The following is a 13,765-nucleotide window of genomic DNA, read 5'->3' on the forward strand; positions in this document are numbered from 1 at the left end:
GATGGACAAGCGCAATCGAGCCATCACGCAAGCCTTGCTGCTGGCCTTGCTTGCCGTGGGCGGCCACGCGGGCGCACAGAGCGGCGACGCACCGCTGACGGCGCTCACCGTGCGGCACGAGGACGGCGTGGAGATCATCTCGTCGCGTTCGCTTGCGCCTGCGAAGCCCGCAAGCACGCCCGTGGCGGCCTCGGGCGGCGTGGTGAACGCCACCGTGAGCGCCGATACGCCGGACGTCGCCCGAAGCGCGCAATCGCGCCTTGCACGCAGGCATGCTCCGATGAATGCGACCCTGTCGTCCGGCGACCCCGGTGCGCTCGCGGACGACGTGCGCGGCGACCACCGGCTGCGAGCGAACCTGCTCAACGCCGACGGCACCGCCAACGAGCAGGCGGACAATGGCGCGCATCGGCTGGTCAACGGACAGCGCGAGCAGGCGCAGGCCGATCTCAAGGACGCGCTCGCCGACTTCGACGCCGCCAAACGCAATGGCGCGAGCCGCGCGAAGCTCAATGCGCTACAGGCGCGCATTCGCACCAATCTGGACGAAATCCACATCCTTACCCATGCGCAGCAATCAGGAGTACAGTGAATTGACCCAACCGTCAGGCAGGATTCTTCGACATCGACGACCCATCGCACTCACGCTGCTGGCGGCCGGCGTGCTGCTCGTTGCGGGGTGCCATCGCAAGCATGAAGCGACGGCCAGCGAGACGGCGGCTTCCGCGCCTGTCGATGCAGCGGCCTCGGCGCCTCCCGCGCTTCCCATTGCGGCCGCGCCTGCCAGCGCCGCCTCTGCAACCGGCGTCGAGCCTGTCGACGTCGCGAGTCTGAGCGAGGGCGCATTCGCAGTGGGCAAGAGCGGCGCGGACTGGTTCCGTCTCGTTGACGGCGTGCCCGATTCGCCCGGCATTCAGGTCAACGGCAACCAGTACGAACTGGTGCTCGCGCTGCCAGGCGAGGCGCGGATCGACTCGTTCGCGTTCGTGAGCAGTCCGCAGCGGCAAGTGACGCCGCATCATGTGAAGGTCGAAACGGCGTCGAGCGCGAATGGCCCGTGGAATACGGCCTATGACGCCGATTTTCCCGGCGCGGACAGCGTGGGCCCCGGCGTCGTGCTGCGCGGGCCGTTGCAGCAGTCCGTGCAGGCGAGCTTCCTGCGGTTGACCTTGTCGTCGTCGGCGGACCAGGCGCCGTATGGCATCGGCCTTAGCCGCTTTTCCGCCTATGGCACGCCGGGTGCGGCGGCGTCGGTCCGGCAAGTGGCGGGCCTCTATCACTTCCCGCTCAACTTCGGTTCCAGCGGCTACGTGCTGCTGGAGCAGCATGGCGCCGGGGTGGAAGGCTGCTACTTTGAATCGCAGGGCAGCGATCCGGTGCGCGTGGCGCAGGTGCTCGGCACGATCGTAGGCGGCATCGACGCGGGCGGTTATCTCAGGCTCACGCGCAACGAGCAGCAGTCGAACACGAGCACGCCCGGCATCATGGTGTTCAGCCCGGACGGCAAGCAGGTGTTCTCGGCACTCTTCAAGGCGGACGCGCATACGTTTTCGGGCGTGGAGGAAAGCGCGGGCGAGCGCATTGGCGCGAGCCAGCTCACCTGCGATGCGTCGGGCAAGGCGGGCGACGCGACGGCCTCGCAACTCGAACAGACGGGGCATGTGCAGCTTTACGGCGTGAACTTCGACCTCGACAAGAGCACGCTGCGCGCCGATGCGAAGCCCGTGCTCGATCGCATGGCCGCGCTGCTCAAGCAGCACGCCGACTGGAAGATCGAAGTGGCGGGGCACACCGATTCGAGCGGCGGCGACGCGCACAACATGACGCTGTCGCAAGCGCGGGCCGAATCGGTCGCCCAGTACCTCAAGAGCGCCGGTGTGACGGGCACGCTCACGGCGAAGGGCTATGGTTCGACGCAGCCGCTCGTGCCGAATACGACCGACGTGCTGCGCGCGCAGAACCGTCGCGTCGAACTCGTGAAGCCATGATGCGCGGGCACGCCGCCGTCGCAGGGCTTGGGTTCGCCTTCGGGCTGGCGTGCCTGGGCGCACCCGCTCATGCGGGCGGCGTGATCTATATCGTCGGCGGGCAGGCGGGTGCCGTGCGCGCTTCCATAAAGAGCGCGCCTGCGCCATCGACGACGCCTGTCGAGGAGCTTGCGAAGGCGCGCGGCGTCGTGCTGAGCGGCACACGGCTCGCAACGACGCCAACGCGCGTTGCACGCTTCGCGGCACCCGCGCGCGCGGCTTCGTGCGCGGACTGCAACTACGCGACGGTGGAGCCGGTGATCCGCGCGGTATCGCATGCGACGAACGTCGATCCGGCGCTGGTCGCTGCCGTGATCGACGTCGAATCGGGCTTCGACCATCGTGCGCTTTCGCCTGCGGGCGCGCGCGGTTTGATGCAATTGATGCCGGCCACCGCGCTGCGCTTCGGTGTTTCTGATGCAAACGACCCGGTGCAGAACGTGGCGGCAGGCGCACTCTATTTGAGCCAGTTGCTGCAACAGTTTTCGGGCAACCTGCGCTACGCATTGGCGGCGTACAACGCGGGCGAAGGGAATGTGAGCCGCTATGGCGGCATTCCGCCATTCGCGCAAACGCAGGCCTATGTGCCGCGCGTGCTTTCGCGCTATGCGGCGTTCCGGGCGCGCTTCGGCACATCGAACGAGGCGTCCGCAACGGTTTCGCCGCCGTTACATATGATGCTCAGTGAGTATCGCTAGCCTTGACGCTCGCGCGCGAGGTCTCCAGGATTCGGCTTTTGACATGGCAAGCGGAGGATCGATGATGCATGACACTTACCGCCCCAATGCGGGAGCGGACCGTCGCGGCACTCGCGCTGCGCTGCGTTTCGCGCTGACGCTGGGCCTTGCGGCTGCCTGTGCGACGGCGGGTTCGCAAGCCTGGGCGGCGGCGGCCTGCGATGCGCCGTGGATGCACCAGGGCGGCGGCTTCACCGCCACGCTCGCGCCGGGTCAACGTACGGTGACGTACACGGTCACGCAGTTTTCGAAACGCGACGGTAACAACTGTAACGGCCAGGTCCATGCGGCGATGAAAATGTCGATGGGCGGACAACCGATGCAAAGCGAATCGGATGTCCACTTCACGATCGTCGACGGCAAGGCGGCGGCGCAGCCCGAGCAGACGAGCAACGGCTCGATGCACGGCAGCAGCGGCGCGGCCAGCCTCAACGGCATGATGTCGGCGCAGACGAGCGGCATCCTGAGCTACGTGGGCGAGATCACGAGCGAAGGGCAGCGCATTGCCGGCACGCGCACGCAAGGGTCGATGTCGGGCACGGCGGCCAACATGGGTCAGTCGGTGGGCACCATGAACGTGCCGAAGTTCGTCACGACCACGAGCGACAAGGCGGTCGGCAAGCAGGAGCAACTCCAGACCGGGGCGGGCACATTCGCGTGCTGGCCCGTCACCTATGACCGCAGCATGCAGGCCGACGACGCGCAGCTCATGGGTCATACCGCGAACCTCGCGATGAAGTCACATGTGGTCGATCATTTTTGCCCGGCCACCGGTCTCGTGATGCGCCAGGACACCGTCACCAACGGTCATGCGGTCACGCTCACTGTGAGCGCATTGCATTGATTCGGATTGCTTTCCATTGTTTTCCAAAGCGCATTTGAGGACCCGTAAATGAAAATTCGTTCTTATTCGTTCCTTCGCTTTTCCGTGATGGCATGCGCCGCCGCATTGACGCTCGGCGCGGGCGTCGCGCACGCGCAGAGCCAGGACCAGATGCAAAAGCTCGCGAAGTCGGGCGCGCAATTCGCCGCGAATAATGCGCGCGTCGCCTCCGAGGTTTGCGGCGTCGATGCATCCACCGTGTCGAACTACAAGAGCAATGCGGGCAAGAAGTTCTCCCAGGACCAGGACTTCGCGAAGGACTGGGACGCGGGTTGGCAGAATGCGGCGCAAACCGTCAATGGCATGCGCCAGATGAAGCAAAGCAATCCCAAGGAATTCGACCAGCAAAAAGCCGCGATTTGCGGCGACTTACAGCAGCAGATGAAGTCGTAATGGGACAGACGGGCTGGGAGCTTTTACCGGCTCGCCTGCGTCGACGGAACGATTTGCGTGAAAAATGCCTAAAGTTCGCGCAAAGCCTGCCGAAATAACAGCCATGGCGCGCGAACATCCCGAATATCCGCAAAATCATCCCATCTGGCTGGAGGCGCGTGCGCTCGAAGCCAGCATTCGGGCGATCCGTCGCGCGCAGGGCAAAAAGAATCCCGAAGACTTCCCGGCGGGCAGCCCGGAGTGCGCTGCCGCCATGGACGCGTTCGTGCGCGACGTGTGCCGCGTGCTCGAAATCGATATCGACGCGCTGGACCACGACGCGGACGAGGCGTAAGCGCCTCCACCGGCCCTCCGGCATTGGCGCTGCGCATGCGGGAACGCGCCTTGCGCGACGCTCGCCAGTCGATGACGAGTTTCCGAGGTGGCGCATGAAAACGACGCTCACGCTCGCGTTGTGGTCGTGTTTCAGCGCGGCATGGCTCACGCTCCAGCCCGCTAGCGCCGCCGAACCCGTTCCCAACGCCGCTCCCGCTCCCGATGCCGCGCCGCCATGCGGCAAGCTCGTCGGTTCGAACGCCGCTGGCGCCGATGCGGGGTTCGCGGTTCGCAACGGCGAGCCCGTCGATTTCGTATCCGGCGGGCAAAGAACGCACGGCACGCTGCTCGTTTTCATCGACGGGCCGGTTTTTCGCGCTTACTGGCAACCTCAAGGCAGCGAAGAAAAGTACGCGCTCGCCAACGTAGGCACAGGCGCTGACACGAACAGCGTGCGCCTCGTTTCCACGCCGCCGCAAGGCAGACCTGCGAACAACGCGTCGCCGGGCGTCATGACGCAAGCGGTGCCGGTGCTTTCCTGTCCGAAGCTTTAGCGCTCGCCACTCGCCGCGGACGAATCCCACCATGTGAACCGATCTTTTGTATCGCGCCGCGACCGACTAGTCTTTAACGACATCAAACGAACCGGCCGGTCGCGACGGCCCCGAAGGAGACATGCATGGAGCTCGAAACTCGCACCATGGGGCGCGTGACGGCAAGGCTCGTCCCGTTCCTGATCGTCTGCTATTTCGTGGCTTACCTCGATCGGGTCAACGTCGGCTTTGCTGCGCTGCAAATGAACAAGGCGCTCGATCTTTCCGCGAGCGCGTTCGGCTTTGGCGCGGGCATTTTCTTCATCGCCTATTTCTTTTTCGAAGTGCCTTCCAATCTGCTGCTGGAGCGCTTCGGCGCGCGGCGCTGGATCGCGCGCATCATGTTCACGTGGGGCATCATTGCGGGCGCGATGGCGTTCATTCCGCACATTGCCGCCATGACCGGCATGTCGAACGCGCATGTGTTCTACGCGCTGCGCATTCTGCTCGGCATTGCCGAGGCCGGTTTCTTTCCCGGCATCATCTTCTTGCTCACGCTCTGGTTTCCCGCCAAATACCGCGCGCGCGTGGTGGGCTATTTCATGGCGGCGATTCCCTTGTCCACCGTGATCGGCGGCCCGGTTTCCGGTTCGCTGCTTTCGCTCGACGGCAGGGGCGGCCTGGCCGGCTGGCAGTGGGTCTACCTGATCGAGGCCGCGCCCGCGCTCGTGCTCTCGCTGGCGGTGCTGTTCTACTTGACCGACAAGCCCGCGGACGCAACGTGGCTTGCCGACGACGAGCGCCGCTGGCTCGTGGATCGTCAGGCGCAGGAGCGCAGGCATCGGGAGAAGGTGCGTACGTTCAGCGTGCTGGAGGCGATCATCAATCCGCGTGTGCTGGCCGTGGCGCTGATCTATTTCGGTGCGAACGCAACCAATTATGGCCTGAGCTTCTTTCTGCCGCAGATCGTCAAGGCATTCGGGCTCACCAACCTGCAAACCGGCTTTGTGACGGCGCTGCCTTATGCGGTCGGCGTCGTTTCGATGGTGTTCTGGGCGCGCCATTCCGACCGGCGGCTCGAACGCAAGCGCCATGTCGCGTTCGCGCTGGTTGTCGCGGCGGCCGGCATTGCGGCGGCCGCCGGGCTCGACAATCCCGTGCTCAAGATGCTTGCGCTCTCCATTGCGGGCTTTGGGATCTTCGGCTGCCTGCCGGTGATCTGGACGCTGCCCGCCGCGTTTCTCTCGGGCGCGGCGGCGGCAGGCGGCATCGCCGCCGTGAACTCGCTCGGCAATCTCGCGGGCTTTTTCGGCCCTTATGCGATGGGCTGGATCAAGGACAGCACGGGCGGCTTCGGTGCGGGCCTGCTATGTCTTGCAGGAGCCGGTTTGATCGGCGCGGCCGCGGCACTGCTCCTTCACCACAACCCGGCGCTCGAATCGCTCGACGAATCCGCGCATGGCGACACGCACGAGGCGGGCGGGGTGGTGCGGCCGTGAGCGGCCCGAGCTGCTGAAACCCGCTTTCAAGCCGATTTCAGGCGCGTGGCGGCGACGGCCGCCGCCTTGCGATAAACGCGCTTCACCTGGGCCCACGACAACGGCAATTCAATTGAGCGCCCGCGCGCGTTGAGCACGATGATGCGCGATTCATGCCGTGTTTCGCGATCGGCCCAGCGCGCCTTGTAGTCGCCATGCAGCGGCCGGAAATCGAAGTCGCGGCCATGCGCATGCGCCCATTGCGCGATGTATTCGACCAGCAGGTTGCCCACCGAGAACACGCCAAACGCTTCGTCGTAGGTCGTGATCAGATATTCGACGGCGCGCGCGCCCACGAGATTGACCGAGGCCGCCACGGGCCGCCCGTCGACCTCGATGCGGGCCACGAGCGGCGTGCTGTGCAAATCGACTCGCCGCGCGAGGTCGATGAAGAAGTCGCGCACGCGGTCATCCATCAAATAGCGCGAGTCGATTCCGCGCTTGAGCGCCCATTGCCGTTTGTTCGCGAATAGCCACGTCAGCACGCGTTCGGTGTCTTCCGCGCTTTCGCACCAGCCAATACGCACGTCGCCCTCGCGGCGCAAGCGTCTGCCGCTTGCGCGCAGCGCGGAGCGCAACGTGGAAGGCCGCGTGGCGAGGTAATCGTTCCATGACGCATACGCGCGCAGTCCGATCGCATAGCCGGGCATCACGCGCCAGCGTGCGGGCAGCGACGTTTGCACCCAGGACTGCGGCGCCGCGTCGAGTGCGCGCTGGAGTGCGCCACCGTTTTCGAGCATGGGAACATGAAGCACGTCGGCGTGAATGCGTCGGATCGCCTCGCGCGCCGCATCGTAAAGCTCGGTGCGCCGCGTGTCTGCGATGAGCGGGCCGCCATATTCTTCGCCGCATCCGCAGCCGAGCGTTTGCGCGCTGCGCAATACGCCCTTGCGCACGATCGCGACTGGCCAGAGCGCCACCAGTTCGTGCGCGTCGTGCACGGTCGCGACTTCGATGGTCGCGCCGCTTGCGAGAGCCTCTGCCGCCGCGGCCTCGCAGTAAGCGAAATCGATGAACGGCGAATGCGCCTCGGCGGCGGCGCATAGCGCCCGCCATGACGGCTCGAATGCACGAAACGCATCGATGCGCTTGCAGGCGTGCACTGCGTAGCGGAAGTCAGCAAGCGGGGACGACGACTCGTACATCGCGAGCACGGAAGTCGGCACAGGCGTCTCCTGAATGAACTCGCCCAACGTGTGAGTCAGGCCTCGAGCGAAGCGCTGAGCCCGTCTTTTGCCGCAATGCGGCGGTTGCGGTCGGCGTACGAATCGGGGCGCGCGCCGCGCACGCTTTGCCAGATGACGACGCTCTCGGCATCTTCCGGGCCGAAGCCGATTTCATTGTGATCGTAGGCCAGTACGCCGGCAAACCAGCGTCTCAACAGTGGCGAGCGGTCGAGTGCCTCGCCGCACACCGGGTTGTCGTAGACGATGAAGAGATGATCGATCGCGCCGCTCGCGAGACCCGCTTCGAGTTTTGCCAGCAACGCCGCCATCAGCTCCACGCCGAACGGATTGAACATGAACACGACCACGTTGCCCGAGGGCACCTGGAGATCGGCGACATTGGCGTGCAGCGCGCGAATGGGCGGGCGTTGCGGAAAACGCCGCGCCATCACCACGGCGTTGGCGTTCGCGGTTCTCACGAGGTCCGCGCTGATGTCGTAGCCCAGCACCAGCGCGAAGGGATATTCGGAAGCGACGATCATCGGGCGGCCTTTTCCGCAGCCGATGTCGATGAAGGTATAGCCGGCGATGTCGCCGAGCGTGTCGAGCGCGCGACGGATGATGGTCGGCTGCGACCCCATGTACGGCCTCAACTGGTCAACGAGGCGCGCGTCGCGCTGTAACGTCGACGAGTCGACAAGGCCGCTCGTGTCCGTGCCGTATTGCAAGTCGATGGGATGGCGTCGCAGGCAACCCGAGTACACCGCGCGCAGCAGCGGCACGCGGATGCAGATACGACGTACGGGCGGCTTGAACATGGCGCGCTGCACGCTGTCGGGCAGTCGCGCCACGGCGTTTAGCAATGGTTGCTTCAATGCACGTCCGAGCGCCATTCTCGGCCCGCGGTGTGTCGTCGTTCGCATGGAATGGTGCGCCATGAACGTTCCCGGGGAAGGGCTGGTCATCGGGCTATGTTCGCGCGGCAAGGCGGGGCGACGCCGCCAATCCTCGGTTGAATTAGGACAAAAACACGACAAAACCGGGGCAAATCCAGACGACATGCAGGTATCGCGGTGAAGCGTCACAACGACTGTCACATGCGCGTTTTATTGTGAGTGACAGGAAACTAGGGGCGTTGTCGTGTGGGAGCTTTCACTTCACTCCGAAGCGGCTTTCTTATGGATTGCGCCCTCGATAGTCTCCCGGATTTCTCCACCGATATTTTCGTGTCTTAATGAGCGCTCATCGCTCGATGCCATGTGTGGGATGCGGTGCCTTGGCGACATATCGGTGTGAATGGGTTTTCCGGACCTGGTCTGTCCAATACTCCCAACTGGAAGAGGCGAGACGATGATCGCGCGAGTTGACACCGAAGCGCGCCGCAGGCGCTACGCCATTCACCGCGTCAGCCTGGCCATGAAACGGCTGATGAACGCCGAAGGCGCAACCGAGAGAATGATGGCGACGCGCTGGGTGAATGCGTGGAGCGGCGCCGTTGGGGAGCGATGGTTTGCGGTCACCGCCTATGGCAACCTGGGACATGCGACAATGGCGCGACCTGATTTCAGGGGGCACGCGCACCGGCCCCAGTAAGGGCGCGAAAGCATTAATATGAAACAAAACGCATATTTAATTGACCAATTGCGGCGCGAAACGATATTGTCATAATTTAGACATTTCCGCGTTTATCTTGGCTCTTGCAGAATACGAAACCGCCCACTCCTTGAGTATCGAACTGGATGGCGTGAACTACGCGGGCTCTTATCGCGTGATGACGGGAAGCGTCATCGTGCGCTACGACAACGAAACACGGTCTGCGCAGTACGGCGCGAATCGCCCCGAAACGGTCGCGCGCTGGCTATTGGCCGATCTCTGCCGCAAATGCGACTCCCGCAAGCGCAAGGCCGGCAAGCGCTGAATCTGTTCGCCCCGGCACTATCTTCATTGTCCACAAAAAACGCTCCTTGCTGAGCGAAACGTGCCGCTACTGCCCCGCAACGGGCTTGCGCGCGGCGACATCGGTTTTGTCACCCTTCCATTGCGCGCGGATCGTCGCGACGACCGGGGCTGGCAGCGCAATATAATCCAGCGCCTGAATGCTGGGTTCGCCATGCGTGAGCGCCCAATCGAAAAACTTCAGCGTTTCTTCGTTGCGCGCCGGTTTGTCGGGCGTTGCCTGTAGCAGCACGTAGGTCGCGCCCATCACGGGCCACGCATCCTTGCCCGGTTCATTGGTCAGCACCTGATAAAGCGAGCCGGACCAGTCGGCGTTGGCCGCCGCCGCGTTGAACGACTGGGCGCCGGGCTGCACGATCACGCCCGCCGCATTCGTCATGGCGGTGTACGTCAATCGGTTCTGCTTCGTGAAGTCCCAGGCGATATAGCCGATCGCACCCGGCAGATAGCCCACGAAGGTCGCGACGCCTTCGTTGCCCTTGCCGCCGATTCCGAGCGGCCAGTGCACGCTTGTACCTTCGCCCACCTTGCGCTTCCATTCGGGACTGACCTGCGAGAGATAGTGCGTCCAGATCAGTGTCGTGCCTGAGCCGTCGAGCCGCCGCACGACGGCGATGGGCGTGTCGGGCATCTTGATCTTCGGATTGAGGCGCGCGATGGCCGGGTCATCCCAGTAGAGGATCTTGCCGAGGAAGATCTGGCCGAGCACTTCTCCCGTCAGCATCAACTGGCCGGCCTTGATGCCCGGAAGATTCACGACCGGCACCACGCCGCCGATGGCGGTGGGGAACTGCCGCAAGCCTTCCTTGTTCAATTGCTCGGCGCTCAGCGGGGCATCGGTTCCGGCGAAATCGACCGTATGCGCCTCGACGGCCTTGAGCCCGTCCGAAGAGCCGGTGCCGTGATAGCTCACCTTGCCGCCGCCCGACTTCTGATAGTCCGCGGCCCAACGGGTGTAGAGCGGAGCGGCGAACGTGCTGCCGGCGCCGTTCACGCCTTCGGCGCGGGTCGTGACCGCACAGACGCCGCAGATGAGCGCGACGATGAGGGGGCGCAATGGTCTCACAAGGCTCTCCCGTTTAAACGCTTGGGGAAAATCGCGGAGCCCGATTGGCCAGGGCAATAAAGCTTCTTCCAGGCGGCCGATCAGGCGAGGTCCCGCGCCTTTGCCGGCTGCACCTGCCTCCTCGTATTGAACGCTCCGCCTCATAGCCATTACAGGACGGTGACGGCCGGGATTCAAGTTGAATCCGGCTATCGTGCGCTTCGCTATTCGCGATGCATGACCTCGTCGATCGGCAGAATAATGAGGATAGCAAACGAAATAATCGAGAAGCATTTCGGGCCGCGCATGATTGAGCATGACGATTTCAGCGAGGAAAGAAGTGTGCGGTAGCGCACATAGCTGCAACGAAAGCTTCATGAAGTGCCGCTACGGTACTACGGTTGACCTCGAGTTTCTCTTGACAAAAAGCTTCTAATTCCTTACGGAGATGCTACAGATGGCCATCAACACCGTTTGCTCCGCACTTTGCCGCCCGAGCTTCAAGGCACGACTCGCGGCACAACCTTCACGTCTTTCCCTTGCTCTCGCGCTGGCTTGCGCGAGCGCCGGCGCGTTCGCGCAGAACGCCGATCCGTTCTTCGGCGGCAAAGGGGTGCTCGTGGTGAGCCGCAGCGTGTACGACAACGCGTCGAGCAACATCACGCCGGGCATGGTGTTGCCGCCCCACTGCAATAGCGCCCAGGCAAGCTGCCCGACGGGCGGCGCGCCGTACGACGGCACCTATCCGGCGGTGTGGAACAACGTGCTTTACGACCCGAGCTTCGGCCTCACGGCGCGAATCTTCATCGACACCATCACGCCGTGGGGACAGGTCGTGCGCACGCTGGAGGTACCGAACAGCCTGAATCCGGGCAATAGCCACGACCAGCTCGTCACGAGCTTCAGCTCCAAGTCCGAACTCGCGCTGAACCTTTCGAGCGACGGCCGCTTCCTGACGTTCATGGGCTACGTCGCACCGGTCGACACGATCGACGTGTCGAACTCGAACACGCCTGGCGCGATTGATCCGACGAACCCCGATGGCCAGACGTTCTATCGCGCCGTTGCGCGCCTCGATGCCGAAGGGCACTTCAGCTTTACGGAGACCAACGCATACAGCGGCAATAACGGCCGTAGCGCGCTGCTCAACAACGGCAACGACAACGGCAAGGGCAACGGTTTCTACTACACCGTGGGCAACGCGGGCAACGGCGCGAATCCGCAGCCCGTGGGCTTGATTCTCGGCGCGGGCGCGCAGTTCATCGAAGCGAGCAATCAGCATGAGGCGCAACAGACGCCGGGCGCGCCGACGCCGCTCGCGAGCTTCTCGGTCACGCAACTGGGCGCGAAGGCCGACAAGGTGGGCAAGGATGACAACTACCGCGGCCTGACCGTATTCAACAACGTCGTGTACTTCACGAAGGGCAGCGGTAGCAACGGCGTGAACACGGTGTACTTCGTCGACACGACGGGCAAGGCTTGCCCCTCGGGCGGCGTAGGCGTGCCCGTGGCCGGCGCGAAGCTGCCGGCCAATCCGCTGGCGTACGACTCGACGACAGTGGCGACGAGCGGCCTGCCGAGCAATGTGTGCGTGCTCGCGGGCTTCCCGGCGACGCCGAACAAGTCGGCGACGACAGTGGCCTATCCGTTCGGACTCTGGTTCGCCGATGCGAATACGCTCTACGTGGCCGACGAAGGCGACGGTTACGCGGGCGGCGCCGACCTGTACACGCACGCCGCGCAGCAGACCGGCGCGGGCCTGCAAAAGTGGGTGTACAACGCGGGCACGAAGTCGTGGAAGCTCGCGTACACGGTGCAGAACGGCCTGAACCTGGGCACGTCGTACAGCGTGGCGCACTATCCGGAGGGCATCAATAGCGCGACCGGCTTGTCGTGGTCGCCCGCCACCGACGGCCTGCGCAATATCGCGGGCCATGTCGAACCGGATGGCACGGTCACGATCTGGGCGATCACCTCCACGGTGAGCGGCAACGGCGACACGGGCGCGGACCCGAACCGTCTCGTCGCCGTGCGCGACGTGCTGCGCAACACCACGGCCGCGCCGCAGGAGCATTTCGTCACGCTGCGCAACGCCGCCTTTGGCGAAGTGCTGCGCGGCGTGTCGCTCGCGCCGGGAGCATCGTCTGGTAAGTGGTTCTAAGCATCGCGTAGTGAGGCAAGAACGGCCGGGTGCGATGCCCGGCCGTTTTCTTTCGGGAAGTGCGCTTTACCGGGTCGCGAGTTTCGACACGAGCGAAGCGAGCACCTCGCGCAAGCCGGTCGCGCCGAAGCGCCGCTCGCTGTTTGCTTGCACGTCGATCTTGCCGGTGTTGTGAACATCGTAGAGGTCAGTGATGAGCCGCGCGTGCTCCTCGCTGAGCCCGGCCTTCAGGAGCGTGGGCGACCATGACTCGCGCGGCAAGGCGAGCGGCGCGATCGTGCGCCCGCTCACTTCGCCGAGTGTCGCGGCGATGTCGTTCACGCTCACGCGCTGCGGCCCTTCGATGCTCACGAGGCGACTTGTGCCGGCCTGCGGCGCATCGAGCAGCAGTTCGGCGCTTGCCGCGCCCACGTCCTGCGCGGCGACCGTGGGAAAGCGGTGCTCCAGCGGCAGATGCAGGCTCGGCAGCACGCCGCTTGCCAGCGCCGTGGGCAGGAACGCGGCCAGGTTCTGCATGTGCTCCGCCGAGCGCAGCACGGTCAGGTGGGTCTCGACAGGCCGCAGGCGCTGTTCGAGATGGTGAAAAAGCCGCGTGATGCCGGTATTGAGCGGCAATTCCGCGCCATAGTCGGAGATGGCGAGCAGCCGCGCGGGCGGGTTCTCGCGCAAGGCGTCGGTCGCGACGTCGATCATGGCGCGCATGGTTGATTCGGGGTGCTTGTCATTGACCGGAACGGGGCAGATCAACTGCACGGCGTGCGCGCCCCGAAGCGCTGCGGCCACCGCGGCGGCGTCGGTCAGATCGGCCAGTGCGATTTCGCAGCCGATTGCCGCGAGCTTGTCTCCATGACGCGCGTTGCGCACCACGGCGCGCACCGGCTGCCCCGCGCGGCGCAATGCGGCGGCCGTGACGCGGCCGGCCTTGCCCGATGCTCCGAAAATCACGAACATGTTTCGTTTCTCCAGGTTGGCGTGGTGTGCCTCATCGTAGGCGCACGCGCACGGCAACGC

Annotated in this window: 15 protein-coding genes; 11 read left to right on the top strand and 4 right to left on the bottom strand. The window is 64.6% G+C overall.

Going from position 1 to position 13,765, the window contains the following annotated elements; translation table 11 throughout:
- Position 1 precedes the first annotated feature (1 nt).
- The 8 genes from C7401_RS45020 (at position 2) to C7401_RS20015 (ending at position 6,387) form a co-directional block, all read left to right on the top strand.
- Positions 2–592 (top strand): hypothetical protein, encoded by a 591-nt coding sequence (locus C7401_RS45020; RefSeq protein ID WP_181565627.1) that lies wholly within the window; start codon positions 2–4, stop codon positions 590–592.
- A gap of 1 nt (position 593) precedes the next feature.
- Positions 594–1,988 (top strand): OmpA family protein, encoded by a 1,395-nt coding sequence (locus tag C7401_RS19985; RefSeq protein ID WP_181565628.1) that lies wholly within the window; start codon positions 594–596, stop codon positions 1,986–1,988.
- The gene (locus C7401_RS19990) at positions 1,985–2,725 is read left to right on the top strand and encodes a lytic transglycosylase domain-containing protein (RefSeq protein WP_181565629.1); all 741 of its coding nucleotides are present in this window, start codon (positions 1,985–1,987) and stop codon (positions 2,723–2,725) included. The genes C7401_RS19985 and C7401_RS19990 overlap by 4 nt, the downstream gene beginning before the upstream one ends.
- 61 nt (positions 2,726–2,786) lie before the next feature.
- Complete coding sequence (locus C7401_RS19995; RefSeq protein ID WP_112173125.1) at positions 2,787–3,608, top strand: hypothetical protein; 822 nt, start codon at positions 2,787–2,789, stop codon at positions 3,606–3,608.
- Positions 3,609–3,656: 48 nt separating this feature from the next.
- Entirely contained in the window at positions 3,657–4,040 is a 384-nt protein-coding gene (locus tag C7401_RS20000) for a hypothetical protein (protein WP_112173126.1), read from the top strand.
- 103 nt (positions 4,041–4,143) lie between these two features.
- Positions 4,144–4,374, top strand: coding sequence for a hypothetical protein (locus C7401_RS20005; protein ID WP_112173127.1), 231 nt, complete (start codon positions 4,144–4,146; stop codon positions 4,372–4,374).
- Between the two features lie 94 nt (positions 4,375–4,468).
- Positions 4,469–4,909 (top strand): hypothetical protein, encoded by a 441-nt coding sequence (locus tag C7401_RS20010; protein WP_112173128.1) that lies wholly within the window; start codon positions 4,469–4,471, stop codon positions 4,907–4,909.
- Between the two features lie 125 nt (positions 4,910–5,034).
- Positions 5,035–6,387 carry an MFS transporter gene (locus tag C7401_RS20015; protein ID WP_112173129.1) on the top strand — a complete coding sequence of 451 codons (1,353 nt, stop codon included), beginning with the start codon at positions 5,035–5,037 and terminating at the stop codon, positions 6,385–6,387.
- Positions 6,388–6,413: 26 nt separating this feature from the next.
- On the opposite strand, the gene C7401_RS20020 is transcribed toward C7401_RS20015, so the two are convergent.
- Both C7401_RS20020 and C7401_RS20025 read right to left on the bottom strand, forming a co-directional pair.
- A complete protein-coding gene (locus tag C7401_RS20020) occupies positions 6,414–7,592 on the bottom strand; it encodes a GNAT family N-acetyltransferase (protein ID WP_146757956.1) in 1,179 nt (392 codons plus the stop codon).
- 35 nt (positions 7,593–7,627) lie between these two features.
- On the bottom strand, positions 7,628–8,467 hold the full coding sequence (locus tag C7401_RS20025) for a class I SAM-dependent methyltransferase (RefSeq protein WP_146757957.1): 840 nt from the start codon (positions 8,465–8,467) through the stop codon (positions 7,628–7,630).
- Between the two features lie 475 nt (positions 8,468–8,942).
- On the opposite strand from C7401_RS20025, the gene C7401_RS20030 reads away from it, so the two are divergent.
- A complete protein-coding gene (locus tag C7401_RS20030; protein ID WP_112173132.1) occupies positions 8,943–9,185 on the top strand; it encodes a hypothetical protein in 243 nt (80 codons plus the stop codon).
- A gap of 130 nt (positions 9,186–9,315) precedes the next feature.
- Positions 9,316–9,510 carry a hypothetical protein gene (locus tag C7401_RS20035; protein ID WP_224038810.1) on the top strand — a complete coding sequence of 65 codons (195 nt, stop codon included), beginning with the start codon at positions 9,316–9,318 and terminating at the stop codon, positions 9,508–9,510.
- 66 nt (positions 9,511–9,576) lie between these two features.
- On the opposite strand, the gene pstS is transcribed toward C7401_RS20035, so the two are convergent.
- A complete protein-coding gene (pstS, locus tag C7401_RS20040) occupies positions 9,577–10,593 on the bottom strand; it encodes a phosphate ABC transporter substrate-binding protein PstS (RefSeq protein WP_258397168.1) in 1,017 nt (338 codons plus the stop codon).
- Positions 10,594–11,050: 457 nt separating this feature from the next.
- Here pstS and C7401_RS20045 point away from each other — a divergent pair, with 457 nt between their 5' ends.
- Entirely contained in the window at positions 11,051–12,754 is a 1,704-nt protein-coding gene (locus C7401_RS20045; protein ID WP_181565630.1) for a hypothetical protein, read from the top strand.
- 66 nt (positions 12,755–12,820) lie between these two features.
- On the opposite strand, the gene C7401_RS20050 is transcribed toward C7401_RS20045, so the two are convergent.
- Positions 12,821–13,705 (bottom strand): NmrA family NAD(P)-binding protein, encoded by an 885-nt coding sequence (locus C7401_RS20050; RefSeq protein WP_112173135.1) that lies wholly within the window; start codon positions 13,703–13,705, stop codon positions 12,821–12,823.
- Positions 13,706–13,765 lie beyond the last annotated feature (60 nt).

The sequence above is a fragment of the Paraburkholderia unamae genome (assembly GCF_003268775.1).
GTDB lineage: Bacteria > Pseudomonadota > Gammaproteobacteria > Burkholderiales > Burkholderiaceae > Paraburkholderia > Paraburkholderia unamae.